This is a genomic window from Pelorhabdus sp. sgz311002 (assembly GCF_056134285.1).
The window spans coordinates 120,102-144,635 of record NZ_JBWBCL010000001.1 but is presented as its reverse complement, the minus strand read 5'-3'; the positions used below and the strand labels follow the sequence as shown (position 1 = coordinate 144,635).

The 24,534-nt window shown below is 38.0% G+C and carries 27 protein-coding genes; 7 read left to right on the top strand and 20 right to left on the bottom strand.

All coding sequences use genetic code 11. The features are described 5' to 3' along the window. Nucleotides 1-13: 13 nt before the first annotated feature. The 3 genes from AC0NJP_RS00725 to AC0NJP_RS00715 are packed head-to-tail and all read right to left on the bottom strand — an operon-like array spanning nt 14 to nt 1,886. On the bottom strand, nt 14-748 hold the full coding sequence (locus AC0NJP_RS00725) for a 4Fe-4S binding protein (protein ID WP_474698456.1): 735 nt from the start codon (nt 746-748) through the stop codon (nt 14-16). Beyond that, nucleotides 745-1,341, bottom strand: a complete 597-nt coding sequence (locus tag AC0NJP_RS00720; protein WP_474698455.1) for a flavodoxin family protein — start codon at nt 1,339-1,341, stop codon at nt 745-747. The genes AC0NJP_RS00725 and AC0NJP_RS00720 overlap by 4 nt, the downstream gene beginning before the upstream one ends. A 35-nt stretch (nt 1,342-1,376) precedes the next feature. After that, complete coding sequence (locus AC0NJP_RS00715) at nt 1,377-1,886, bottom strand: PadR family transcriptional regulator (RefSeq protein WP_474698454.1); 510 nt, start codon at nt 1,884-1,886, stop codon at nt 1,377-1,379. 1,510 nt (nt 1,887-3,396) lie between these two features. Between AC0NJP_RS00715 and AC0NJP_RS00710 the strand changes: the two genes are divergently transcribed. The 3 genes from AC0NJP_RS00710 (at nt 3,397) to AC0NJP_RS00700 (ending at nt 6,768) form a co-directional block, all read left to right on the top strand. Beyond that, a complete protein-coding gene (locus tag AC0NJP_RS00710) occupies nt 3,397-3,999 on the top strand; it encodes a hypothetical protein (RefSeq protein WP_474698453.1) in 603 nt (200 codons plus the stop codon). 744 nt (nt 4,000-4,743) lie between these two features. Further along, the gene (gene rfbH / locus AC0NJP_RS00705) at nt 4,744-6,063 is read left to right on the top strand and encodes a lipopolysaccharide biosynthesis protein RfbH (RefSeq protein WP_474698452.1); all 1,320 of its coding nucleotides are present in this window, start codon (nt 4,744-4,746) and stop codon (nt 6,061-6,063) included. Then, nucleotides 6,064-6,768, top strand: coding sequence for an FAD-dependent oxidoreductase (locus AC0NJP_RS00700; RefSeq protein WP_474698451.1), 705 nt, complete (start codon nt 6,064-6,066; stop codon nt 6,766-6,768). 289 nt (nt 6,769-7,057) lie between these two features. On the opposite strand, the gene AC0NJP_RS00695 is transcribed toward AC0NJP_RS00700, so the two are convergent. Further along, on the bottom strand, nt 7,058-7,300 hold the full coding sequence (locus AC0NJP_RS00695; RefSeq protein WP_474698450.1) for a hypothetical protein: 243 nt from the start codon (nt 7,298-7,300) through the stop codon (nt 7,058-7,060). An 860-nt stretch (nt 7,301-8,160) separates the two neighbouring features. Between AC0NJP_RS00695 and AC0NJP_RS00690 the strand changes: the two genes are divergently transcribed. Together AC0NJP_RS00690 and AC0NJP_RS00685 are read left to right on the top strand one after the other, a co-directional pair. Then, on the top strand, nt 8,161-8,292 hold the full coding sequence (locus tag AC0NJP_RS00690) for a hypothetical protein (RefSeq protein ID WP_474698449.1): 132 nt from the start codon (nt 8,161-8,163) through the stop codon (nt 8,290-8,292). A gap of 107 nt (nt 8,293-8,399) precedes the next feature. After that, nucleotides 8,400-8,702: a tyrosine-type recombinase/integrase gene (locus AC0NJP_RS00685; protein WP_474698448.1), complete on the top strand. Its 303-nt coding sequence runs from the start codon at nt 8,400-8,402 to the stop codon at nt 8,700-8,702. Between the two features lie 361 nt (nt 8,703-9,063). Here AC0NJP_RS00685 and AC0NJP_RS00680 read toward each other — a convergent pair whose 3' ends face one another. From AC0NJP_RS00680 to AC0NJP_RS00665, 4 genes are all read right to left on the bottom strand, one after another. Then, a complete protein-coding gene (locus AC0NJP_RS00680; protein ID WP_474698447.1) occupies nt 9,064-9,327 on the bottom strand; it encodes a helix-turn-helix domain-containing protein in 264 nt (87 codons plus the stop codon). Nucleotides 9,328-9,404: 77 nt separating this feature from the next. Continuing rightward, on the bottom strand, nt 9,405-9,647 hold the full coding sequence (locus AC0NJP_RS00675) for an SWIM zinc finger family protein (protein WP_474698446.1): 243 nt from the start codon (nt 9,645-9,647) through the stop codon (nt 9,405-9,407). A gap of 114 nt (nt 9,648-9,761) precedes the next feature. Beyond that, entirely contained in the window at nt 9,762-11,327 is a 1,566-nt protein-coding gene (locus tag AC0NJP_RS00670; RefSeq protein ID WP_474698445.1) for a DHA2 family efflux MFS transporter permease subunit, read from the bottom strand. Beyond that, nucleotides 11,324-12,385, bottom strand: coding sequence for an HlyD family secretion protein (locus AC0NJP_RS00665; protein ID WP_474698444.1), 1,062 nt, complete (start codon nt 12,383-12,385; stop codon nt 11,324-11,326). The genes AC0NJP_RS00670 and AC0NJP_RS00665 overlap by 4 nt, the downstream gene beginning before the upstream one ends. Before the next feature lie 228 nt (nt 12,386-12,613). Between AC0NJP_RS00665 and AC0NJP_RS00660 the strand changes: the two genes are divergently transcribed. Further along, complete coding sequence (locus AC0NJP_RS00660) at nt 12,614-13,249, top strand: TetR/AcrR family transcriptional regulator C-terminal domain-containing protein (protein WP_474698443.1); 636 nt, start codon at nt 12,614-12,616, stop codon at nt 13,247-13,249. A gap of 772 nt (nt 13,250-14,021) precedes the next feature. Here AC0NJP_RS00660 and AC0NJP_RS00655 read toward each other — a convergent pair. The 9 genes from AC0NJP_RS00655 to AC0NJP_RS00615 all read right to left on the bottom strand — a co-directional run bounded on the left by AC0NJP_RS00655 (nt 14,022) and on the right by AC0NJP_RS00615 (nt 20,693). Further along, complete coding sequence (locus AC0NJP_RS00655; protein WP_474698442.1) at nt 14,022-14,609, bottom strand: hypothetical protein; 588 nt, start codon at nt 14,607-14,609, stop codon at nt 14,022-14,024. A gap of 90 nt (nt 14,610-14,699) precedes the next feature. Next, nucleotides 14,700-14,930, bottom strand: a complete 231-nt coding sequence (locus tag AC0NJP_RS00650; RefSeq protein WP_474698441.1) for a cupin domain-containing protein — start codon at nt 14,928-14,930, stop codon at nt 14,700-14,702. Between the two features lie 436 nt (nt 14,931-15,366). Continuing rightward, complete coding sequence (locus AC0NJP_RS00645) at nt 15,367-16,293, bottom strand: alpha/beta fold hydrolase (RefSeq protein ID WP_474698440.1); 927 nt, start codon at nt 16,291-16,293, stop codon at nt 15,367-15,369. 41 nt (nt 16,294-16,334) lie between these two features. Further along, nucleotides 16,335-17,396 (bottom strand): C45 family autoproteolytic acyltransferase/hydolase, encoded by a 1,062-nt coding sequence (locus tag AC0NJP_RS00640; RefSeq protein ID WP_474698439.1) that lies wholly within the window; start codon nt 17,394-17,396, stop codon nt 16,335-16,337. Nucleotides 17,397-17,479: 83 nt separating this feature from the next. Further along, complete coding sequence (locus AC0NJP_RS00635) at nt 17,480-17,794, bottom strand: DnaJ family domain-containing protein (RefSeq protein WP_474698438.1); 315 nt, start codon at nt 17,792-17,794, stop codon at nt 17,480-17,482. Between the two features lie 34 nt (nt 17,795-17,828). Beyond that, entirely contained in the window at nt 17,829-18,035 is a 207-nt protein-coding gene (locus AC0NJP_RS00630; RefSeq protein ID WP_474698437.1) for a hypothetical protein, read from the bottom strand. 335 nt (nt 18,036-18,370) lie between these two features. Next, nucleotides 18,371-19,183, bottom strand: a complete 813-nt coding sequence (locus AC0NJP_RS00625) for a carboxylesterase family protein (RefSeq protein ID WP_474698436.1) — start codon at nt 19,181-19,183, stop codon at nt 18,371-18,373. A gap of 163 nt (nt 19,184-19,346) precedes the next feature. After that, a complete protein-coding gene (locus tag AC0NJP_RS00620; RefSeq protein WP_474698435.1) occupies nt 19,347-19,904 on the bottom strand; it encodes a carboxymuconolactone decarboxylase family protein in 558 nt (185 codons plus the stop codon). A gap of 3 nt (nt 19,905-19,907) precedes the next feature. After that, the gene (locus AC0NJP_RS00615) at nt 19,908-20,693 is read right to left on the bottom strand and encodes a cyclase family protein (protein ID WP_474698831.1); all 786 of its coding nucleotides are present in this window, start codon (nt 20,691-20,693) and stop codon (nt 19,908-19,910) included. Nucleotides 20,694-20,921: 228 nt separating this feature from the next. Here AC0NJP_RS00615 and AC0NJP_RS00610 point away from each other — a divergent pair, with 228 nt between their 5' ends. After that, on the top strand, nt 20,922-21,710 hold the full coding sequence (locus AC0NJP_RS00610) for a PaaX family transcriptional regulator C-terminal domain-containing protein (protein ID WP_474698434.1): 789 nt from the start codon (nt 20,922-20,924) through the stop codon (nt 21,708-21,710). 177 nt (nt 21,711-21,887) lie between these two features. Here the strand turns inward: AC0NJP_RS00610 and AC0NJP_RS00605 are convergent, their stop codons facing one another. The 3 genes from AC0NJP_RS00605 to AC0NJP_RS00595 form a co-directional block, all read right to left on the bottom strand. Then, complete coding sequence (locus AC0NJP_RS00605) at nt 21,888-22,436, bottom strand: CD3072 family TudS-related putative desulfidase (protein WP_474698433.1); 549 nt, start codon at nt 22,434-22,436, stop codon at nt 21,888-21,890. Between the two features lie 239 nt (nt 22,437-22,675). Beyond that, nucleotides 22,676-23,434 (bottom strand): glycosyltransferase family 2 protein, encoded by a 759-nt coding sequence (locus tag AC0NJP_RS00600; protein WP_474698432.1) that lies wholly within the window; start codon nt 23,432-23,434, stop codon nt 22,676-22,678. A gap of 329 nt (nt 23,435-23,763) precedes the next feature. Beyond that, the gene (locus AC0NJP_RS00595; RefSeq protein WP_474698431.1) at nt 23,764-24,498 is read right to left on the bottom strand and encodes a flavodoxin family protein; all 735 of its coding nucleotides are present in this window, start codon (nt 24,496-24,498) and stop codon (nt 23,764-23,766) included. Between the last annotated feature and the right edge of the window lie 36 nt (nt 24,499-24,534).

Below are 24,534 nucleotides of genomic sequence, written 5' to 3'. Positions count from 1 at the left end.
TATTCCATGATGTTCATCGGCTATTATAGAGTGTAAATGAAATTGCCTTTTTAGGACAGCTATCCACGCATAATCCACACAGCACACACTCTGAATGGCCTAGAGAATTATTTTGCACCATTTCCTGTACCGGCAGACTCATCACACAATTACGGGTACATTTCATACAATTGATGCATTTAGCTTTATCTGCCGTAAGTTCGAGTACACGGGTTTTAAAATAGCCGCCGATTTTATCGCCAATAACCATGAATGGCGCCATCCAACAAACATAGTGGCAAAACCCGCGTCGGCCGCTAGCAAGTGCCAGTATGACAATCAAGCCGTTGAAGAAATAAAATATGATATAATCCATAGGCTGCGCAATGGATATGCCACACTTAGTGCCGAACAATAGATTAACCGTGTGCAACCCGACGGCGATAACAGCACAGTAGATGATGGCACCTATCCACGGAATCCATAGCAAATACTTTATTATGTTATATTTGCCGCCCGCAGTTGGTTTGTCGTTTGTCATCGTACATATTTCCTGTAGCCCTCCGGCCGGACATAGCCAGCCGCAAAACCCCCGGCCAAAAAACAAAGCTGCCAAGAACATCAGCAGAAACATAATAAAACTGCCAGTAATAATTCCGTGAGCCGCCCCGATAATTATTAACATCGGGGAAAAGTAGAACATGGTGACAGGAAATGATAAATACAATATGAGTAGCAATGTTTTTCTGACTTTTTGCCGATTTTTCATCTTTCTCTTTCCCTAAACTCTATATTTTCTGTCGTAATCTCCTGTACCAGTTTATAGGCGACTGCATCCGCCCTCGTCACAAAATCGGCCGTCTCACTTAAGGCAATAACGTGTTTTCCCACAACGTTGCATTTCATTATTCCATTCATTGATCTGTCGAAAATGACCTGCGCAAGGTCGGCGTTGCCTTCCTCCTGTCCCATGCAAGTAATTAGCAAAGCGACTTTTTTGCCAGCCAGCATCGATGACGCGTCCGGAGTGCCAAAGTCAACAGTAAGACAATAATGCCTATCAAGAAATGCCTTGAATTGAGCAGTAAAATCGAAAAAGTAGATAGGCCCTGCATATATGATCGCATCGGAGTTTACCAGCCGCTGAAACAGAGAAACAGCGTCATCCCTTTGAACACAGCTGGGTTCATTCTTACTAGCCATACAGGCGTAACAGCCGCTGCAGCCGCTGATAGTATAGCGGCAAATCCATATCCTTTCCGCTTCGTGTCCCAGGGCTGTGAGTTTGTCTTCCAGCAGAGTCAGTGCCTGAGATGTTTTTCCCTTTTCCTTCGGACTCCCCAGTATAGTTGTTATTTTCATATCTCATCCTCCTCATTGTCCTAACTTTGCATTTTTCAATCCTTCAATGTCTGCAATAAATCGTCGCACCAGTTCAATACGTATTTATAGTATCCTATACCGAACTTTAACGTGGAAAACTGATAGATATCATACTGTTTCTTAACCTCGGGTCCATGGTGCTCCAACACATGTAAGACGGGCTCCACTTCTTTCTTTAGGGCACACAAATGCTCTCTCACTTTTTCCTTTGGCAAAAATCTGCAAAAGAAAACCTTAATCAAATGATCCGGTTTGGTTTGTGAAAACTCCACTGGCTGCTCCATCCAGTTCATAAACTCTGCCTTCCCTAAATCGCTGATGTTGTAAATTTTTTTAAACTTTCCTCCTTTCACAGTTTCCTTGGAAACTATAAGCCCCCTATGTTCCATCCTTTTTAGTGCCGGGTATATGCTTCCAAAGCTGGCGTCAAAAAAATTGGACATAATTTTTTGAATATACTGCTTTAAATCATATCCGCTCTTATCGCCGTACATTAAAATACCTAAGATTATGTACTCTAACACGTTTAGCCTCCAATCGAATATTATATCTATTATTCATATATCGTATCGATATATACAATTTGATAATACTACCATTGGTCAGTGTTGTCAATTAGGCCTTTTGAGGTAGATTATGGTTATCAGAACTTATACTTATCGGTAACTGCGGGGTTTCTAAAAAAGAGAATTTTTCCATCCTTTTCAAAAACCTTTAGGATAGAACACCTCAACCGCCACTTCAAAAGTATAAAAAAGATCGCAGATTTCGCGAAACTGGCGACTAGTTGCGTTCCGATCTTTTTTATATTCTGACAAGCAGCTATCATCAACACTTGTTGGATACATACACTCAACACCTTAGCCCAGTGGAATATGAGCTTAAAGCCTTAGAAAAATTCTGCGGCTGAGGATCAACTGACCTTGCTCAAAAATCGCCTTATGCGTCATATTAAGGAACTTTTCGCGTGCCTCAATAGGAATATCAATTGTAAGCATTTCAAAGCCCAGACCGATCATCTGTCCCTGAGGATTGCAAATACCTACTCGTTACGCGCTTAGTTGAGAATGACCTTGTGCACGGCTTTACGTGATTCTTTTTCTAGAGGGCAAAACTGGGAACAGCATCCTGGACAAGTATAAAAATCAAACTTGTCGCGAACCATCGGCTCACCACAAGCATTACAATTACTGCTAATCAACTTCAATTTAGATCTCAATGTATTTTCTTCCCCTAAACTAAATTTCAAACGCACCGAGTCAGACGCCCCAGCGCCTGCTTTTTGCTTATTTATTTGGTTTACTAAAGCTGCAGTACTTCTTGAATTTGCGGTAACAGCCGCACGTCTAACGGCACATGAACCGTAGCGCAATAGGGCAATTAGGTTTCATAGGCTGTCGCTTTAACGCAATAAAATTCATAAATAAAAGCATATAGTTATGCTTAAGTGGCTAACATGAAGCTCTCATCAAATATACCAAAGGATGGCGATTTTTCTTGAAATGTTACCCTGGGAAAAACCCCCTCGATTCCGAAACAGTATATCTTGATAGATACGATAACCCTGCATATCGAAACCACGCTTATCGAAAGCTAGTAACCTCCTATGATCAGCAACGTCAAATAGAACTGAGTTCATTAACAATTCGTATTTCTTTAGACTCTGAATGGTAATAGCCTTGTTCTAAATAAGGGTTTCCATGCAACGCCACTTAAGCCCGACAAATTGCATATACTAATAGTGTTACAGAATCTTCATACTCCTCTGTAACGCACTTTGAAGAACAAGGCCGGACCGCTGACGACCTTCTTCTTTTTGTCTCAAGAAATGCATAGCCTTTCCACTTCAGCTACAAACTACCAGTGGAAGTACGCTCCTTTGAAAATATCAAGGCCATTGACGACTTTCGTGGTCTTGGTATTTTTTGTGCTGACATGTCCCACTCCCAAAAGCACGTCATCAATCTAACTTTTTAGTATCACCCTCTGAAACGTCACGTATTATGTAATATAAAATGAATAAGGGGAATAGAGATGAACAGATCAATGTATGAATATATCCCTTGCGAAGATCAAGATCAATATCATTATTTCGATCAATCGCTTTACTGTCGTTTAGTAAATTGCTTTCGCTTACTCTGGGAACAGCATGTATACTGGACAAGAATGTTTATTATGGTAGTGGTCTTTGATCTACCTGATTTAGTTGCAACTCAAAAACGACTTCTCCGCAATCCCAATGATTTTGCGAAAACATTTGACCAGTTTTATGGCGAGAAAGTTTCTCATGAAATTAACCGTCTAATAACAGATCACCTAACTATCGGAGCAGAACTTGTCAAAGCAGCCAAGGCCGGAAAAAACAAACTTGCAGCAAATACAGAAAAGTATTGGTACAAAAATGCTGATGATATCGCCTGCTTCTTAAATCACATTAATCCTTATTGGTCCGTTGAATCTATGCAAGCCATGTGGTATAAACATTTATCCTTAACAAAGGAAGAAACTGTCACTATGTTAAACGGAAAATATAGCAAAAGTATTTGTCTCTTGAACGAAATTGAAAGAGAAGCTCTAATGATGGCTGATACCTTTGCAAACGGCATCTTTAAACATTTTGACGACTGTAATGGCTAAAGTATCACATCCAATGCTTTTCCGATTGGAGCGGCAGAAGCGATTCCCGCCGCTTTTTCTATGCTCACTGACCTACCCCTATTTGTTTGAGTCGTTTTGTTTAACATTTCATAACACATTATCCGCTAAAGCTTCTCATCTCACTCTTCCTCATCTCAGCCATCTTCCTAAGAGCAACAAAGTGAGCATTCCAACCTTCATATTCTCCATCTGCTGCTATATATAAGGCAGTAGCTATCTGATTCGAATATTCGTCAAGTAGAATTCAGGAAGATATTTATAAAACGACCACCTCTTTCGTAATGAGATGGTCTTAATTTATTTTCAACAATATCTAGCTTTTAATTATAACAACAGGCTACGGTTATTTGGTTCTAATTGATTAATATAAAAAGACTTAAGAACATTTTTCCTAAGTTTTAATTCATTGGTCACATTGTTTATTTGACTCGAAATCAAGAACCCTGCAATTACATCATCGGCTTTAAATTAAACATACGTACGACTTAAAACTCTGGACAGGGGTTCGACTCCCCTCACCTCCACCAATCAAATCCGAATTACTTATGAAGCCGCGAATTTCGTGGCTTTTTTGCTTTGTGTGGTTTTAAAAAGTCGCGGTTTACATTGACAAAACTAATTATTTAAGCTATGTTCAAGCTATCTATATGATTGAATACTGTGGAGTTATATAAAGGGATCGTTGTTCCCATCTTGATTTAATAGTAAAAAGGGAGAGTAAAAATGAATAATCAGGAAAAAGAACTAAGAGAAGAAATTTTTCAAAATGTGAAAAAAATTTATAAACAGAGGTTTGAAGGGGAGAAGTTTATTCCAGGGGAAACTATTATTCCTTTTGCGGGGCGTGTGTACGATGAGAAAGAAATGATATCTCTCGTGGATTCTTCCTTAGACTTTTGGCTTACTGCGGGACGAAATGCTGAGGAGTTTGAAGAGGAGTTTGCAGATTTTTTTGGAGTCAAAAGTTGCTCTCTTGTAAATTCAGGATCATCAGCTAATCTGATAGCACTGTCAGCCTTAACTTCGCCTAATCTTGGGCAGAAGCGATTAAAGCACGGTGATGAGGTTATAACAGTTGCGGCAGGTTTTCCAACTACCGTAAATCCAATTATTCAAAATGGATTAGTTCCTGTATTTGTAGATGTAGATGTTGAAACTTGTAATATAGATTCAAATGAATTGGACAAGGCTATTTCAAGTAAGACGAAGGCAATTATGTTAGCTCACACTTTAGGTAATCCGTTTAATCTAGAAAAAGTAATGGAGTTAGTAAAAAAGCATGATCTTTTTTTAGTAGAGGATTGCTGTGATGCAGTTGGTGCTAAATATAAAGGTAAGAATGTTGGAAGCTTTGGACATATATCAACAGTAAGTTTTTATCCTGCACATCATATGACTATGGGAGAAGGCGGAGCCGTATTAACCAATGATTTGAGATTAACGAGGATAATCCGATCTTTTAGGGATTGGGGAAGAGATTGCTATTGCGAGCCTGGTTCAAATAATACTTGTGGAAGAAGATTTCAAATGCAAATGGGTACTTTGCCCGCTGGCTACGATCATAAATATATATATACACATATAGGATATAATCTAAAAGTACTTGATCTTCAGCCAGCTATAGGACTTCAACAACTTAAAAAATTACCTGATTTCATTAAGCTTAGAAATGATAACTTTATAATGTTAAAAGAAATGCTATCGGAATATCAAAAATTCTTGGTATTACCAATAGCTACAGAACATTCTGAGCCTTCTTGGTTTGGATTCCCTATAACGGTTAAAAAGGATGCTCCTTTTGATAGAAATACTATAGTTGAATTCCTTGAAAATCACAAAATCATGACAAGAATGCTTTTTGCCGGAAATATTATAAGACAACCTGCTTATATAGATATAAATAAAAGAGTTGTTGGAAATTTAGAAAAAACAGATATAATAATGAACTATACTTTCTTCATTGGTGTTTATCCAGGGATAGACGAGCAGAGGATTAAGTACATTTCTTCAATATTTAGAGAATTCTTCGCGAGGTATGAGTAAATGAGTGTTACAACTGAGGCTAAAGTAGAAAAGATAAATTATATATCCGATAGTATAAGAGAATTTGTCTTGATACCTCAAAAATATAAAAAATTTGAACCTGGGCAATTCTTGCAATTGGCATTTGGTATAGTTGAAAATCATCAGATATGGCCGGATTCTAGAGCCTTTAGTATAGCAAGTCATTACGATAAAGATTATGGTAAGATAAATATTGTGGTCAAAAGGGAAAAGAATTTTACCACTAAAATGTTTAAAGACCTTAAGGAAGGCAGTATAGCCACTATCAGATACCCATTTGGAGATTTTTTAGTAGGTGAAGGTGATAGACCAAAAGTTTTTATTGCAGCGGGTACGGGAATAACCCCATTTTTAAGCTATTTTGGAAGTGCAGATTTCGAAACATTTAATAGTGATATAAATCTTTATTATGTTGCTAAAGATGCAATGAGTTTAATTCACTTTGATAAGCTTGAACATTTGTCTGAAAATCATAAAAATTTTCATGCAAAGTACTATCTAACTAAAGAAACTAATAGGGAAAATAGCAAATTTAACTATAAGAGAATAGAAATTGAAGATATAATTGTTGATGTTTTGAGTACTGATTTCTATATCAGTGGGCCAAAAGATTTTATAATGGATTTAACTACTAAGCTTAAGAAACAAGGAGTAGATACGGTGTATTCAGAAGAGTGGACATAGATAATAAATAGTAATTCAACTGAAAAGTAAAGTAGAAATAAAAACTGAAATTTGATAAAAGTGGCCAGTCTTAAAATATAAGTTTCTAAAAATGGGGAGTATCCCTCATTTTGTGTAAACGTCAATTGGTATAAAAAGAGCATATATTTTTATAGGGGCAAAACAGTCATCTGGGCTGGTTGCCCCTTGTTTGCATTATACGAAAAAGTTCCTCAGGTACCGTCAAGATTTATGCGCAAATTTGTTTGCAGTCAGGTAAAAATGAAATCAACCCGCTATGAAATCCGACTCAAAGCCGGTTATTTCTAGATGTTTCATGTGCTTCTAACTTGCATGCCATATTTTCTACTGGGCGTCCCGGCAACGATGATCGGCCATCGCCGACATTTTCATCGCGTTCTCTAGTCCCTGTAATAATCTCTTGCCTCCGCTCATCGAAACTTCGCTTGCGTTCCCGATAATGAATGATCCAGTTTGCCGCAATTTTGTTGTCAGATCTCATCTGAGCTTTAATATCAATAGCTTGTACCATCTACCTCTCCCCTTCAACGCATAATAAGTTTTTAACGCACCGAAGCAGACGCCCCCAGCGCCTGCTTTTTGCTTATTTATTTGGCTTACTAAAGCCGCATCGATCGCGGCAGTATTTGCGACATTTCATACAGCAGCCGCACGTCTGTCGGCACACGAGCCGCAGCGCAATAGGACAATTAGGTTTCATTGGCAGTCCTCCCTTACTAGGTTAATAAATTTAATTATTATTAAGCAAGATAGTTATACTTTAGTGCAATAATTTACATACAAACTCGTTAACTAAAGGATTATATTTATTTATGTATGGCTAGTATGGAACTCTTATCAAATATACCAAAGGACGGCGATTTTTCTTGAAATGTTACCCTGGGAAAAAGTCCCCCGACTCCGAAATAGTATATCTTGATGTAAACGGTAACCCTGCAGATAAAAACCATGCTTATCGAAAGCTAGTAACCTCTTATGATCAACAACGTCAAATGCAGTTGAACTCACTGACAATTCGTTTTTCTCTAGATTCTGAATGGTGATACCAAAATTCTAAAATAAGAGGTTCTATGCTAGCCACATAGGTCCAACAAATTGCATATACTAATAGTGTTGCAGAGTCTTCATGCTCCTCTGTAATGATCTTTGAAGAACAGGGCCGATCCGCTGACGACCTTGTTCTTTTTGTTGTAAATAATACATAAAGTTTCCACTCCAGCAACAAACTACCAGTGAGATACTCTCCTGTTTAAATACCAAGACCATTGACGACTGCCGTGGCCTTGGTATTTTTTATTTCTCTATCCTTAAATTCCAGCTTGAATTTAATCTGTAGTTTTGTAAAAAATAACATCGGGAGGCGATGATGTTATGAGTACGTATCGAGATAGAACAAGTGAGTGGAATAAGGAAAGACAGGCCTTAAAAACTATGACCACTTCCAAACCTTCCAAGGAAATAAAGGGTCATCCACCTGTTACCGATCGAAAATCCGTAACGTAACGTTTTTCTCTCCTCCTAAGCTAGAGCTGACGAAGCTCTAGCTTTTTCTATGCTCATTGTTATTACCTTCATGACTCATCTCTCCTCAAAGTGCTTGACATTGCACCATGCATATTCATCAGCAGGACTGTAGCTTTCAAGCACCAGTTTCGCTTTTTCCACCGTACAAATATGATCGTCTTCGCCAATGGCAATACATTCGACGCATAGCTCGCAACAAGCCTTATTTACGACACACGCACGCTACGATCCTGATAGAAAATGGCGCCAACGTCAAAGACGTGCGGGCAAGACTAGGTCATACAAACATTGAAACGACTTTAGGCAAATATACTCATGCCACCCAAAAGATGGCCGAGCAGTCTGTCGACATCTTCGAATTAGCTGCCAACTTTGGCGACAAAAAATAAAAATTGCCTACGCGAGTAATATTGCGTAGGCAAATCGTCGGCAAATAGCCTATATTAGAGCCGATGAGAAAGCAAAGATCCTTATTCTTTGCGGGTGATGAGAGCGACACACTCCACATGATACAACACTCCATAAAGCTTCGTTTTCCTACTGTAAAATTCGGGAATTCAATAAAGTATCTTCCGTTCCCTCTTGGTCCATAATTTATGATTTGCTGGTTTTACTCGTCTATGCAGAATATATGAAAATTTCGTTATACCGCCAAATGCAATAGAAGTTATATCTAATTTCATTTTGCCATTTTTCTAAATGCAAATCCGAAAAAGCTATATTATCTTTTCCTTTATCAGTCTTATTTTATTACATCGTATGGAATTTTAAAATCCCCTCAATAAGCTTATTCTGTAGTTCAGTTTTTAACTCATAATCCACACAAGTATACGTATTTCCGTATTGATCATATAAGTCTTTAGAGGCCAGCGTTATAATATAGTTTTCATAGTATCTTAATACCTGTTTTATTGCATCTTCTTCTCCCCGCACAGCTTCTAGAATAACAGTACGCGGAAGCAATGAACGCTTTCTTTTAAATTGTTCTTTTTTAGCATCTTCTTTTTTCTCCATTTGCACTATCATCTAATTTTTTAATTGTCGTAAAATTATGTTTTTATGATATGTTCTAATAAACAAGATGTAAACATTCACTCCCGCTCTGTTACAGCGCAAAAAACTGCTACCACATGTTTACAATAGGGCGCATCTAAACAAGAACAAAAACATTCTTCCCAAATAATTATGCCTTGTTTATCCAGTTTCAGCTTGACTGAATAAATTTCTTGAATAGCTACAGTTGCCGTATATTTATTATTTTCTTTTTTGATGCACTCTCCAACACTGCCATCCCAATAACAATCATGTCCCAGCTCAAAAATTTTCTCATTCATAAAATCATGCTCCCTTTTAAACCATTTTCCTTATTGCATATGTGCCCTATCCCACTCCAGTTAGTACATACAAGAACAGAAATTCTTACGGGTTAAAAGAGCAATAAAAAAACACTAACTTAAAGAATCGTCACTATCCCTTTCATCCAAAGTATTGCCCGGCATAAATAGTGCAGCAAATCCTAATACAACTAATACACCCGCGACAAAACTATAGGTATCCCGAAAGGCAAGAATACTGGCCTGGTGGAGAAGTTCCTGATAAATTTGGCCCATAGCTGACAAAGATGCCTGAGTTGATGGAACACCTAAATTCATTATTGTTTGTGTGTAGTTTGCCAACGCGTTTCGGTAGCCAGGATCAGCCATTGTTAGATGCTGAGTCAGATAGGCCTGCTGTACTTGTTGACTGGTGATGAGTTTATTTGTAACCAGCGATATACCAATGCTTGCGCCTAGATTACCTATAAGGGAAACAATTGCCGATGCATTACTACTACTTTCTGGTGGAATTTTTGAAAATGCAAGCGTATTGACTGGAACAAACAGGAACGGCAAACCAATGGTTTGCAGAATGCGCAAGATGACGAGAGTATTATAGTCTATCTGCGGCGTTATAAAGCCAGTTATCCATGCACCAAAAGCACTAATCATCATCCCAAAAGAAATCAGATACTTTGCCTGTACCACTTTTAGCAGTCTGCCGACCACCGGCATCATACAAATGACTGCAACCCCACTAGGCGAAAGAAGCATTCCTGACAACGTGGCGTCATATCCAAAATTCTCTTGGGCAAGCATGGGCAACAATATATTACTCGAATAAAGGGCAAACCCGACAAAAAATAACATGATGCACGGCATAGTAAAGCTGGGTATCCGAAACAGCTTAAGATCAACCACCGGATTTTTTTGCCGCAGTAACCAAAATATCGCCAGCAAAATGCTTCCCGCGGCTATACAGGTAAAAACCACAATAAAGAAACTGTCAAACCAATCCTCCTGTTGCCCTTTATCCAGAATGAGTTGCAAGGAACCAAGACCAAGAGCAATTAAACCAAGGCCGATGTAATCCACAGAATCAACCTTTTGTTTCTGAGCAGTAGGCGGATCCTGCACCAAAATATTAACTAGAAAAGCGGCTAAAATCCCCACAGGTACATTTATGAGAAAAATCCAACGCCAGCTGTAGTTATCTGTGATATAACCACCAATTACGGGGCCCAATATCGGCGCTAATATCGTAGTTATCCCCGTAATTGCAAATGCCATTCCTAGCTTTTCAGGCGGAAAACTATCCTTGATGATAGCCTGTTGGCTCGGTTGTAACCCCCCGCCAGCCAGTCCTTGTAGTAGTCGAAATGTAATTAGCATCGGCATCGAAGTTGACATACCACATAAAAAAGAAGTTAGCGTAAAGCCGACAATACACAATGTAAAGAAGTTTTTTCGCCCCACTAGGGCTGACAACCAGCCTGATAATGGTAAAACAATCCCATTGGATACCAAGTAAGAAGTCAATACCCAGGTACTTTCATCTGAACTGGCTCCAAGTGCACCGGCTATATGAGCGAGAGAAACGTTGGCAACTGATGTATCCAGCACTTCCAAAAAAACCGCAAGGGTAACAACGATTGATACTAAGAATGGATTAGTTACTTTTGGCATAACGTCACTCATCTTCCCGCTCCTAATCTATCTGTATGAACGGTCGGTGTAACTGACATCCCCGGTCCCAAGGGAAGGTCAACGTCCGGAAGGCTATCAATTACAATTTTCACAGGAATACGTTGTACAATTTTAACAAAATTGCCTGTGGCATTTTCCGCTGGAAATAATGAAAAGTACGCCCCAGTTCCCGCTTGAAAACTATCAATATTGCCGTGTAATACTATATTCGGATAGACATCGATTTTAATGTCAACCGCCTGTCCAGCTCGCATGTGAATTAACTGAATTTCTTTAAAGTTAGCGGTAACCCACAGATTCATTCCGACAATTGAGGTCAACTGCTGACCTACCTGCACATAATTGCCTAGTTCCACGCTTCGTTTAGTAATGCGCCCATCCATGGGAGCAACAACCTTCGTATTCGCCAAGTCAGCTTCCGCCTGTGCAAGATCAAATTCAGCTTGTTTAACTTGAGCCTGCAATTGTTCGCTAGTATTTTTGGCAGCCGAAATTACGCTAGGCGCTGTATTGGCTGAATGAAGGTCAGCCTGCAGTCTGTTTAGAGTGGAACGCTCGACCTTTTCCGTTGCTATTGCTTGATCTAGCTGTTGTTTTGAACAAGCCCCTTCTTTAAATAGAGTCTCCATACGCTGTCTGTCGGCAGACGACTTTTCCCAGGTTGCTTGCGCCCCTGTAACCTGCGCTGCTGCCGAAGCAACGTTGGACGGCGCTGAAACCGCGATTGTATTCAAATTTTCCTCCGAAGCTCTAACAGCAGCTAATGCCGCTGATAAGGCTGCTTGCGCCCGATTACGACGAATTATATAATCAGTTGGATCAATCTCCAGTAAAATATCTCCAGCTTTAACCATCTGATTATCTTGGATATTCAAAGCTCTCACATACCCAGAAACCTTTGGACTTATACTGACAATATGTCCATCAATGGCAGCATCATCTGTTGAAACATCTCCACCGTGTAAAAAATAGTAAAATCCAGCGCCAATGATAATAGTGATAGCTAAAAGGAAAACGAGTACTTTCTTTGAGTTTACAATAAATTTCATATTATCACCTTCTCATATAAAACAATAAACTATCATCGATAGATTATCTATGAATTCAATAGTAATCTATCAATGATAGTTTTGTCAATAAAATTATAAATGGACTATTCCTTAATTTTGAATAAGCAAATCCGACTTCTATATATTTTTTATTGTAAATTTAATATATTGGGTATAATATATCAGTGATAGGTTTTAAGTATTGGAAAGTAAGGAGATATTTTAAGAATGGCTAAGATAAAACGAGAAGAGATCATAGAAATGGCGCTTTTACTGCTTAAGGAAGGGGGCTTAGAAGCTATCACAACTCGGCATTTAGCACAGAGATTAGGAGTTGAATCAGCATCCCTTTATTGGCATGTCAAGGACAAGTCAACACTTCTAAGTGAAATGGCCTCTGTAATAATGGCCAAGCATCATACAATTAAAATACCACAAGACACTAAACAATGGGAAAAATGGTTTATCGCTAATGCCTGTAGTTTCAGAGACGCGCTGTTAAGTTACCCTGACGGAGCTATGCTGCATGCTGGATCAATTCCTATTCATAATGATCTTAATCCATTAGCACTTAAAATTGATTATCTTGTACAAGCAGGATTTTCTAGAAGAGAAGCGCAGCTAGCTATGCTAACAACAAGCCAATTTACTATAGGGTGTGTACTAGAAGAGCAAACACGAAGTAAGCGGGAAGTATTAAAATCAGCATCTATTGAGAAGATAAAAAAATTTCAAGACCCTACAGATATGGATGCACTGACTTCAGAAATAATACATACTGTTGAAAGCGGCATGCAAGATGCCTTTGAGTATGGATTAAGCCTAATCATTAATGGATTAAAAAACACGGCTAAAACTAGTTAGAATCGCTTATCGCGGTAGAAATACCCTCATTACTTTCAATGAAGGTTTGATTTTATACAAAATTGTTCATTTTTACATTTGCAAAACCATAAATCAATCTAGATATATCTGTATTTTTTATACGAGTCGTAAATGTGAGTTTAAAATTATCTAGTTGATGATTTTTTTGAAAGAGTTTCATATTCGCCAATCTCTTGGTGCAAAAGGATATCTCAATGACAATGCTGTGGTTGAAGCACAATTTAAATATTGAATTGATATTGTAGTTTGTTGATTTAGCAATTAATAAATTCAAAATATAAAAATCCAGTAGTGATCCCGAGAGCGTGTAAGTGGAATAATCTTCTCATGAAAGGGAATACCGAGAATGCTTTTACTCATCTGGAGGATAGGTTAACGTTGGAAACTGAACCGAGCGCCGGATGAGGTTTAGCGGGGCGGCGAATTCGAAAGAATTCGCTCTTTATTTTGTCGCTCTGGAAAACCCTAGCGGTAAACTTCGGGGCTCGGGCAGCGCCCCGCGGGTTATTCTTCATATAACTAAAACAATTTTTAAAAGCGTTTTGGCAAAAATCAGATTTTCTCTAAATAAAAAACCATTTTAGTTTTATAAATCATATAAAACTAAAACGGTCTTTCTCTAATTGAGTAGCTCAATATTAGTTTTAGAGGGGCTTTGATAAATAGAATTTACCATACAATAATTTTAATAAAATTTTAAAGGTGTTGACTTATTTTATCTTCTATCCGACCTATGATTTATTTCACTTGATTACTTTATAAGAATTCCTGCTCCAGTATAGTAATAGTTAGAATCCCTTTTTAACAAAAGTTTGCCGTTGTCATCAAGAGAAAAGCTTTCCCATACTACCTGATCCATACCATAAGATTCAATAAGTTTGAATGTGGTATGATCCATGTTATAGATTGAATCCAAAAGCTTATAAGTACCATTTTCATATTTAGTAAGCATATAATGCCCGACTTCTATTTGATGCCCTACAGTACATATAATAATCGCATATTTATTATCGCTATCCCTAATTTTGTCAAGAACATTTATTGATTCACAAGAAATACCTAACCCCTGCGCCAGTGGAAGAATCGGGCTATCACTTAACATACATGTATATGCATATGAATCCCAGTTATTAAATAGTTCCTTAGACATTTTTTCCGGACTGGAATGGATTTCAGGAACACCCATGTTATTGGGTCCAACCTGTATTGCTTGGTGTATATTCTTTACAAAGATTTGATCATTTATATTTGCTGCTTTATTCGTTTCCCACAAATAGTAAGCAATTGAAAACGCTCCACAATTAGCATCTTGCGGAATTTGAGAAATATATGGTTTCATATATTTTTATCCTCCCTTGATTTTTATTGCTCAAAAACAGTGTAAAAATGGACAAAGATGTTTTCCCACCTTTTTATTAACCCTCTCCCTTTATTGTTCTTTAACCTTATATCTCGATTCCTGATCTAAGTAAGTTATATCGGCATAGCCTGCATAGATTTTTCCAGAATGCTTAACACCCTCAAGGATAAAATAGCGGTCACCTTTATAAAACGTTTGTTTCACAGAACCAATCATTAAATCTATTTTTCCTTCCAAGACAATTCGCCACTGTCCTTCATGAGCATGCTCAAGTAAAACGACGTCTTCATTAAATTCCATAAAAATAATCTGATGTCTTTGTCCTTGTGCTAGATAAGCTTTAACTCCTTTGAGTGGAATATCCCTTTAGGCAGCTTAAGTATAGATTCCGAAAAATTAATCAAAGCATTAATCTCCTTTCTAATTCCTGATTTTGGAAAAATAAACTATAACGCGGTAATACTGTCCTCCTACCTGATAAGCAGGCCAATTTCCATACACCCTAACACCCATCAGCCCCATGTTGTTTAGTGAAACAATTATATTTTGAAAGCATTGACGTGCCGGACGAGAGCAACTGAGGAGAATGCAGCGTCAGCGATAATAACTATCTCTATGATCTTTAAAAGAAGTTATGGCTATTCTTCAGCAACTACCTGATGTTGAACTTTAAACTTGGTAGAAAAGACATTACACTTTCATTTTCATATTTTTCCTCGATATTATTGGACTTGATTCATTTATGCAAACAGTTATGGGGATCTCCAGTAAGTGTGGGTTCTGTTGCTTGCTTTATATGATGGGAAATAGCGGTTACTATTTCCGGCCAGACCCCCGTGGGAAGATCGTGCCCCATTCCGTCAATGATCAATAAATCTGCTCCGGGAATTACCCGAGCTGTATCTTTCCCTGCTTCGACTGGGATCAGCGGATCACCGGACCCGTGTATGACGAGTGTAGGGGCTTTAATGGCTGAAAGTGATGCTGTTCTATCGCCTTGAGAAAGAATCGCCATATTTTGACGCGCCATTCCCTGTGGGTAATATGATCGGTCATAGCTCTTCTCCAGGTATGTCCGGGCTCTTTTTTCCTCAAAGGGAAAACCGGGACTCCAAATCTTTCGCCATACATTCATATTGTGTTCAATATATGCTGTGCGCTCCGTCGGCGGCGGTGCGACAACGGCGGCAATCGCGTCCGGCTTTCCCTGCGGAAGATCGGGGTTTCCCGTGTTTGACATGATGGAAGTCAGACTCAGAACGCGCCGTGGATGCCGATAAGCAACAACTTGGGCTATCATGCCGCCCATCGAAGCGCCGCAGATATGCGCTTTTTCAATGTGCAAGGAATCCAGTAACCCCACACAGTCATCTGACATATCATCCAGGGAATACGCCGCTGCAATTTCCTTGCCTTCCATAGCGTCTTTGATTGCAGCCATAATATTCGGGACTCCGGCTTCATCAAATTTGGTCGAAAGACCAGCATCGCGATTGTCAAAACGAATAATAAAAAGCCCCGTTTTCGCTAATAGTTCGCAGAACTCAGCGTCCCAGAATAGCAATTGGGCACCATTGCCGGCGATTAATAGTAAGGCTGGAAAAAACCTATCACCGAAAGTGTCATACTCAATCTGAATTCCATTGGCCGTCACATTAAACATTGTTTTCTCCTCCCTGCATTATTCTAATGGTGTTTAAGTCTTTATTCAAAAAGCACATATCGAATATATTCCTGCTCGCAGGGATGTCCGGCTGCTATATATATAACTCCCTCAGCTGGAACCATGATAAACGAAGCGAGCGTTGTCGATGATATTGGGTCGACAGGGTTAACATGGCGGCATATTGCATTGGGATGTTGGTCGTGATCGGACAGGATTTTCATAGCTGTTTCAATATTGATACGACCATAATGCTGATTCATGAAACTGCGCATTCTGTCTAAGCGATGGTAGCTGTCCGGCTGTAATTGGGATGCCGTGTCCACTCCCTGGAAACGTTCTGTGAGATAATGATTGGAGTGTAGCAACATATCCCTTGCCGGGTATAGAAGTTCAAAATCATTATGAATACTCTCGATACCGGACATATTCCCGTTTGCATCGGCTAAATGATAGTAGCCAAGACCACGGGCAACTTGTTTAAGAATATCCATGGCATCATGGATATTCTTTTGTCTCATCACTCGGGGAAGGTAACAACCCACCGGGATAGTAGGTGCAAAATCCTGCCCGATAGTAGCATTTCCACACATGCCGATTCCAGAGGATGAAAATGTGAACTCACTGGAGTTTGAAAAGCTTAATATGAATTGTACGAGGCCGTTGGCATGATGAATCTTCAATAAATCTATCGGTGTATCAGGGAAAAAATCTATGTTTTGCCCCAAAATGGTTTTACCCCCTTGAGTTGCTTTTCCTGTTGCCGCAAAGGAGGTGCACAGACCTGAATCATCTTTGTATTTTAAGACAAGCTCATTAAAACACTTCTGCGTAAATATTTCGGCAAAACTAAGCCCGGTAGCGTCAGCCTGCCCTTGCATTATTTCAACCAAATATGGATCAAAATCTTGAACTGCAGGGAGAAACTTCATAGCCTGAGAGACAATCTCTTCCTTTGAGGCTTGGTAAAAAGACATCATACTATTACCAATGTTCTCGGAAATTTTTAAAATGCTGTCTTTACAGCCCTCCCCCCACTGACGGCCAATTTCATAAGGAGTGCCGCCGCATTCAATGAGTTTAAATTCTTTAGTATTCTTCATTAGGGTTTTTCCTCTTTTCTGCTAAAAAATTGGTATGACTTCAATGGAGCCGTCTGCTATGCTTAAGCTCCTTTATCCTCGCCTTACCGTTTCCGGCGTTCCATTAGAATATCATAAAACATCTTCTTTTCAATAATTGCTTTAATAATGCCAGGCTTATCTTGTTCCGTAGCTATTTGCAATTGTTCTTCTAAACTAGCAATTTCTTTACGTAATTGCATTTCTGGCGGAAGCGATCCTGAGTTTTTTAATGCCAAAAATGCCCCTCGCTGCTCCGGGGGAATAAATCGCAGATCGGCAAGCTGCAGGGCTTTTCCCTTACCGGGTAAGTCATTAAAAGACCCCTGGGCGATTGCCTTTTTAATGTTTCGTTCTATTATCCTGCTCATCCCGTCCATGGTTCCTATTGCCTCCTTGGGCTTAGACTAAATTCTATTGGTCATCTTGCTTTACCAATAGACTGTCAACATACTTTTTTACTTCTCGTATATACACTTCATCTGGAATAAATTTTTGTTCTAATAATGCTTGTGTTTCTGGTGTCAGTTTTTTATCAATAGCAATTTCCCTGCCTGCAGTTTCCACAGCCTTCAGATAGTTAGCGACGGCAATGCCCACCTCATTGTCCCGTACAATCAAAAGCGCCCCCTGGGAAACATCTATTTCGCCGATTATCTGTGCATTGAGATTACGGGCATGCCGTTTGAGCCAATGAGAATTTACCTGGAATTGTGATCTTTCCGAGAAACCACAATTCGCCATCATGACTAACTGTGAAGCCTTTCGGCTTTGGTCAATTTTTATTGTCCCTCAGCGAATGCTGGTATTTTTGTTTTCGCCAATACATAGTACTCAAATTCATGTTCTTGAACGCTTATGATGCGCAAGGATGAAATATTGAGAATACCTAACCATCTAACTCCTCTCGCTATACAAAACAGGAATAAAAGATTTTATTATCATATAATCTAGTTTTATCGATGTTGTCGATTATTAGCAAGGAACCAATCATAGAGTTCCTTATTTTTATATACATCTGTAATATAGTGTCCTTGATCCGAAAGAATCGTAAAACGAGGCGTACCTCCTTGCATGCGTAGAGCATTAATCATCGATTCGTCACTTTCCACGGGGTGAATGGGATCTTTTTCACCATGGAACGCCCATGTTGGCATAGAAATTAGCCCTTTATTCCAGTTGTTAAGAATTATTGGCTTGGAGGCTAGCGGCGCTATTGCTGCAAAGTATTCTGGGTGTTGACTGGCCATTTGCCAAGTACCATTTCCGCCCCAACTTGTTCCAGTTAAATAAACTCTATCTTGATCTATACGATTTTTTTTTAAAACATCATCAAGTAGTGCTGCTAAAAGATCCGGCTTATTCATCCAATTTTCTTCCTCGGCACACTGTGGTGCAAGAACAACGAATGAAAAATCCGTGTTGTGTTCTGCAACCCACGGAGGCCCATATTCCTTAACTAGGTTTAGATCTTGTCCACACGACGACCTTCCATGTAAAAATAGAATCAAAGGCCACCGATTTGTACTTTGGGTATACTTGGCGGGAAAAATTAGTAGGTATTGAATTTTTTGATCTTTATATGTAAATGTATTTCTTTTTTCCGCAAAATTATCTGATTGTTCAATGATTTCAGGCGAGTTTGCCGCAGGTGTATGTAATGATTCGACTTTAATAATCATTTGTTCGTTTCCATAAAAAAACTTTTGGACAAAGTAGCATGATATTAAAATTGCTAGCAAAATAATGATACTTGTAATTTTTTTCAAAGTAAAATCGCCTTCCATACAACGCACTTAATCTCATATATGCTATAAAACTTTCTTTCAAAAGTACATTAGATAAATCAGACACTTAGTAAGTGTTTAACATTACAAAATGAATATTTCAACATATTAATCCGATTTTTAGCATGCTTGCATTAATCGTTTTTCAACACGATTTTCCGAATACCCGTAAAAATAAGTACACATTATCCCAGGAAGTAGGAGTCTCATCCAAATCAATTTCCAATGTTTCTAAAAATCTTGCAGTCATCATGTAGTGACCAATTAGCAATGTAAGTTCGGCAATCTCACCCTCACTCAAATACTGTTTTGTCGCTTCAAAGGTATCTGTTGATACTTTAACTTGACTAACACATTCATTTATAAAACGTAAAATCGTTGCCATACGTTGATCAAAATATTGAAGATCATTCTGCGCAATTGCGTCTATATCCTTTGCGCTCAAGCCTTGCTGCATGGCTAAATGTATGTGTTGCATCAACTCGTACTTTGAGTTACTCATGTAGGCAACCCTTACGATAACGAATTCTCTATCTTTGGCCGACAAATATGTATCACGTAAAACGGCGCCCAACTCAGCATACCCATGAGTACTATTCTTTGTTCTCAATAACCCACGGAATAAATTAGATGGGAATCGGTCATATTCCACTTTTTGTTCTTGTGACATGTTTTCTTGATTAACTAACTTTATTCTGGACATTATTTATTCACCACCATTTTCATCAATAATTGCAACTGGGCGTGCCCAGCCTGCCGACGCCTTATAGACATTGACTGGCAATGCAATAACCTGAAACCCTGTTGGCGGTAGCTTATCTAAATTACCTAGTTTTTCCATCTGGCAATATGGACGAATACAGCCAGCAAAATGACCTTCCCAAATGGTGGACGGATCCTTTGTTTCTTCAAAGCGTTTCCGCATATAATTAAATGGGGTATCCCAACTCCACGCATCTGTACCAACCAATCGAACACCATGCTCGGTTAAATACAAAGTGCCCTCCCTGCCAATGCCACAACCACTATCTAGGTAATTATCATCACCGTATTTGTCCCCCGCCGCAGTATTTACAAGAACAATATCTCCGGGTTGTAACTCATGATCGATCCTCACCAATTCCGCCTTAATTTCATCAACAGTGACAACATGACCATTCTCAAATTTACGAAAATCCAATTTAACACCTGAACCAAAGAACCAATCTAACGGTATCTCATCAATAGTTGGCATTGGATTGCCACTATCATCAACGGCATGATAATGATATGGTGCATCAATGTGTGTCCCTGAATGAGTGTTAATTTTTAAAAATTCCACTGCCCAACCTTGTTTTTGGGGTAAATCGTTAAGATTTAAGCCTGGAAAAATAGATACCATCTGCTCTGCTCCGATTATATGATCCAAATAATGAATTTCTGGAAGCTGTGATTTGGGATCAGATGCAATACCAGCTTTTATTACTACTGATAAGTCAATTATTTGTTGCATTCTCCTCACTTCATATCGCTCCTTTTGCAAAAATCTTGCTTACAAGAATTAATAATACGCCCGATCATTATACTTGTAAATACAAATATCGTATTTTTTAATATATATATTATTATTTTTATTTTTTCATTATAATAATATATATATTTTATTACGATTTTAGTATAATATATTTGAGTTTATTTAAATTAATCATACTTAAATAATGAATAAAAGGAGTCTCCTACTTTGAAATCGATAGAAAAACAAATTCTGGGATTAATTGATATTTCTAATACAGTACAAGCTAAAGAACTAATCGATATTTATGAGATTAGAGGCTACAAAGAAATTACAATTCGCAATACACTTTCCCAGTTAAAGAAAATTAATTGTATCGAATCTGTCTCTCGTGGAACATACCAAATTACGGAATATGGAAAAAAAGCGGCTAAAAGTTTAAATAATAAACGTCAACATGTAAATGAATCATTTGATGATAACTGGTGTGTAGTTATCATGCAAATTCCTGAAAAGCGTCGTAAACAAAAAGATACCTTCAAGTCGATTATTACTAATTTAGGCTTTGCGCAATATTATAGTAACATCTATATTTCTCCATGGGATTACGAAACAGCGATTAGAACTTCTCTAGAAAGATTAGAGCTAAAAGAATATGTAAATATTATTAAAGGCCCTTTTTCAATGACACCTATTACATCTGAACAAGCTTATAGATTATGGAATATTTCCAAATTGGAAAATCTATATAAACAAGAAGAACAATGGATTACCAAAAGCTTTTCAAATATAGAAAAGACCATCCACGATTCGGATGATCTCACGTTATTTCATAGCTATCTTGATTTAGATGAACATATTGACAATATATTACTACAGGATCCGTTTCTCCCCATCCCATTATTACCGAGAGATTGGAATGGCAATCAGATTCTCAAGCTATTGACCAATCTGCATAATTTGATCGGTAATAGGCTCCGTCAAAACAGTCGATATTACAAGTTTATAAAAAAATAGAATACACCTACTATTGAACTGGAAGCTCGCCCAACCGCAGGCAGCCGCACCGGTAATTTAAAAACATCACTACCCACAGTCACAACAAAAACTAAAAAAGCCACCTCAGCAGCGAAAATTTTATCACTGCTAGGTAGCTTGAAGGAATAGAAAATAGTACTGGATTTTGGTGGGGTATTAGCTGTTAAGTAATGTTTTTATTGCTGTAACAGCATGTTTGGGATCGCGGGCTCTTATTCCTACTTTTCGCAATGAAATTGATTTATTTTTTAAGGTTTTATCTAAAATGTCAATAAAAATACCGTGGCCATCAACAACTTGGTCGTTTGCCCAAGTTGTTTCAACACCACAGGTTGGGGAGCCATTAATTCCTATAATTCCAACTACGTCAAAACCATTTTTTGTATAGTCTTCAATCTGATACAAAATTGCTTCTGCAATTACATTACAGATTTTTCTAGACTTATCTTCATTCATTCGTTTTGCTACTCTCGTATCTTCTGACTCAATGCTGTGATTGGCTTGATGGTCTGCTTCTCTATCTAGGCCCATGCAGTAAAGTTCAGGACACGGTATCTGAATAATTCCGACTTCTGCATCTAATATAGTTTTTGTTGCTTCTAACATTGCTCCAGGGTAGTAAGCACAGCCGTCAATTTTAGCATTTTGATTTAAAATACAGTGAGCGATAAGAACGATTTTTTTACTTCGTTTATCCTTAAACATGAAAGATACCTCCAGTTATGTAAAATATTCTTACAGTTACAACTATAGACAGATTTTGTAAAAAAATCAATGATAGTGAAACACCAAGAATTGATTTGCCTATTAGGGGTAGTACCAGCAAGCGTGTCATGTACTGAAAAGTATTTGTTATAAGTTGGAATAATTAAAGCATACTTAATCTTTAAAAAATCAAGTATGCTTTAATTTCTGTAGAAAATATGGCATTTGGTATTCTTAGGTTATCTTTTTATATCATACCACACTTTATTTGCTATTTCCTGATCTTGGCTATTAAAACCTGCTACATCAGGATTGGCTCTTCTAAGAATTTTAAAAATCCCTCTTGCATTCTTAAACCAATTCCAATCACCAAATTTATCATGTTTTCTGGATAATGTGGTTATATATGCTTTTTTTATTGTATTGAATTTTTTTCCACATTGTTTACCCCAATTTCTTAACCTCAATGCAAAATTAACATCTTCTGCAAGAAGCAAGTTTTCGTCAAACCCATTTATTGCATCAAAGTCTTTTTTATAACACCAAAAAAGACCTACAGATATTACTCCATACTGCATAAGAACTGAAAAAATGATTACTAAACTTCCTAATATCAGACCCAAAGAAGTCCTTTCTCCTTTAATCGAAACACCGCCACCTATATATTTTCCTGTAATTAACTCTTTCTCTATTTCTATTAGCATGTTTTCGCTCATCCAGCTATCTGCGTCTATGGTAACTAATACTTCTCCTTTTGCGACTTTAGCCCCAGCATTTCTGATTTTGGAAAGATTTTTAGCATCTTCCCTTACTATAATGCAACCATATGATAATGCAATTTCTTCGGTTCGGTCAGTACAACGATTCAATACTACTATTACCTCAACTTGGTTCTTATAAGATGCTGATGCAGCAATAATTGAATCTAAGCATTTAGTGATATAGTTCTCTTCGTTATAAGCCGGAATTATAATTGAAAACTTAATTTTTTCTTGCATAATATTTATCCTCCACCACTGTCGTTGTAGTCTTTTATTCATGTAATATCTAATAGTAAACAGTTCGTATTTTAGAATAAATCCCCTGCTAATTAATTAAGGAAAATAATTCCTGGTCATTTATGTAATAACAACTACATCTTAACGTACTAAATCAGTTTAGTTTGTAGTGAAATAAGCTGTCTCCAAGGCTCATACGCCAGCAAATGAAAGCGTATGAGCCTTGGGGACAGCAATGTCGGTAAAGTTGACCGCAAAACGGTGGTTTTTGAGACTAAAATTCAACAAAACTTTATAGACTGAGCAAGAATTCGTTTTGATCTTCGAAATTATAAATTGGACTTTCTCATGATGTCGATCTGGCGGTTAAGCCCTTTAATATACATCTCATCAGGAACAAAACTATTTTCTAATGCCTTTTCTGTCGTCACTGACATGGCCTCATTGGTAGCAATTTCATTTCCTGCCTTCTTCAATAATTGTAAATAGTCTGAAATAATAGGTTGTACTTTTTCATTCTTAGAGGTTAGGAGCATTCCTTGGGTGGCGTAAATTTCCCCAATCAATTTCGTGTCCATCATTAAAGCAGTCTTCCTAATCCATTGAGAAACAGCTTCAAAAATAGATCTTCCTGTATTACCACAGTTAGACATCATTACTATTTTGGGAACTTGTTTTTCTGGTTTTGCAGTAGATTTATATTGCCCTGTTGCAGTCATTTCCAAATGGCCGTAGCCTAAGTCATACCCCTTCACGTAACTTCTATCGATATAAGCTTTTAAAAGTCCAGAAATATGATAAAAGTACAGAGGAGTTCCCAAAAGAAGGATGTTAGCTCCATTTTCAAGGGATATTATTTCCGCCATATCATCATTAATCACACATTGTCCATGATTAAAATGGCAGGATGAACAACCTCTACAATATTTGATATCCTTTTCCGCTAAAAAAACATTTTTGGTTTTTGCTCCTGCTTCCTGAGCTCCTTCTAAAAAGGCAGTAATCATAACATTAGTGTTACTGTCTCTTCCTTTAGGGCTCCCATTAATCGCTACTATCTTCATGTGCTTTTCCCCCTAACGATTTAGTTGTCTTGAGGC

What these genes read in the sequence shown, in the direction of transcription:
- AC0NJP_RS00675 (WP_474698446.1), bottom strand. Translation starts at nt 9,647, where the DNA reads ATGAATGAGAAAATTTTTGAGCTGGGACATGATTGTTATTGGGATGGC.
- AC0NJP_RS00690 (WP_474698449.1), top strand. Translation starts at nt 8,161, where the DNA reads ATGAGTACGTATCGAGATAGAACAAGTGAGTGGAATAAGGAAAGACAG.
- AC0NJP_RS00645 (WP_474698440.1), bottom strand. Translation starts at nt 16,293, where the DNA reads ATGTTTAATGTGACGGCCAATGGAATTCAGATTGAGTATGACACTTTC.
- AC0NJP_RS00635 (WP_474698438.1), bottom strand. Translation starts at nt 17,794, where the DNA reads ATGGACGGGATGAGCAGGATAATAGAACGAAACATTAAAAAGGCAATC.
- AC0NJP_RS00600 (WP_474698432.1), bottom strand. Translation starts at nt 23,434, where the DNA reads ATGCAAGAAAAAATTAAGTTTTCAATTATAATTCCGGCTTATAACGAA.
- AC0NJP_RS00660 (WP_474698443.1), top strand. Translation starts at nt 12,614, where the DNA reads ATGGCTAAGATAAAACGAGAAGAGATCATAGAAATGGCGCTTTTACTG.
- AC0NJP_RS00595 (WP_474698431.1), bottom strand. Translation starts at nt 24,498, where the DNA reads ATGAAGATAGTAGCGATTAATGGGAGCCCTAAAGGAAGAGACAGTAAC.
- AC0NJP_RS00700 (WP_474698451.1), top strand. Translation starts at nt 6,064, where the DNA reads ATGAGTGTTACAACTGAGGCTAAAGTAGAAAAGATAAATTATATATCC.
- AC0NJP_RS00605 (WP_474698433.1), bottom strand. Translation starts at nt 22,436, where the DNA reads ATGTTTAAGGATAAACGAAGTAAAAAAATCGTTCTTATCGCTCACTGT.
- AC0NJP_RS00665 (WP_474698444.1), bottom strand. Translation starts at nt 12,385, where the DNA reads ATGAAATTTATTGTAAACTCAAAGAAAGTACTCGTTTTCCTTTTAGCT.
- AC0NJP_RS00720 (WP_474698455.1), bottom strand. Translation starts at nt 1,341, where the DNA reads ATGAAAATAACAACTATACTGGGGAGTCCGAAGGAAAAGGGAAAAACA.
- AC0NJP_RS00680 (WP_474698447.1), bottom strand. Translation starts at nt 9,327, where the DNA reads ATGGAGAAAAAAGAAGATGCTAAAAAAGAACAATTTAAAAGAAAGCGT.
- AC0NJP_RS00695 (WP_474698450.1), bottom strand. Translation starts at nt 7,300, where the DNA reads ATGGTACAAGCTATTGATATTAAAGCTCAGATGAGATCTGACAACAAA.
- AC0NJP_RS00640 (WP_474698439.1), bottom strand. Translation starts at nt 17,396, where the DNA reads ATGAAGAATACTAAAGAATTTAAACTCATTGAATGCGGCGGCACTCCT.
- AC0NJP_RS00620 (WP_474698435.1), bottom strand. Translation starts at nt 19,904, where the DNA reads ATGTCCAGAATAAAGTTAGTTAATCAAGAAAACATGTCACAAGAACAA.
- AC0NJP_RS00670 (WP_474698445.1), bottom strand. Translation starts at nt 11,327, where the DNA reads ATGAGTGACGTTATGCCAAAAGTAACTAATCCATTCTTAGTATCAATC.
- AC0NJP_RS00685 (WP_474698448.1), top strand. Translation starts at nt 8,400, where the DNA reads ATGCATATTCATCAGCAGGACTGTAGCTTTCAAGCACCAGTTTCGCTT.
- AC0NJP_RS00650 (WP_474698441.1), bottom strand. Translation starts at nt 14,930, where the DNA reads ATGGAATTTAATGAAGACGTCGTTTTACTTGAGCATGCTCATGAAGGA.
- rfbH (WP_474698452.1), top strand. Translation starts at nt 4,744, where the DNA reads ATGAATAATCAGGAAAAAGAACTAAGAGAAGAAATTTTTCAAAATGTG.
- AC0NJP_RS00725 (WP_474698456.1), bottom strand. Translation starts at nt 748, where the DNA reads ATGAAAAATCGGCAAAAAGTCAGAAAAACATTGCTACTCATATTGTAT.
- AC0NJP_RS00655 (WP_474698442.1), bottom strand. Translation starts at nt 14,609, where the DNA reads ATGAAACCATATATTTCTCAAATTCCGCAAGATGCTAATTGTGGAGCG.
- AC0NJP_RS00710 (WP_474698453.1), top strand. Translation starts at nt 3,397, where the DNA reads ATGAACAGATCAATGTATGAATATATCCCTTGCGAAGATCAAGATCAA.
- AC0NJP_RS00615 (WP_474698831.1), bottom strand. Translation starts at nt 20,693, where the DNA reads ATGCAACAAATAATTGACTTATCAGTAGTAATAAAAGCTGGTATTGCA.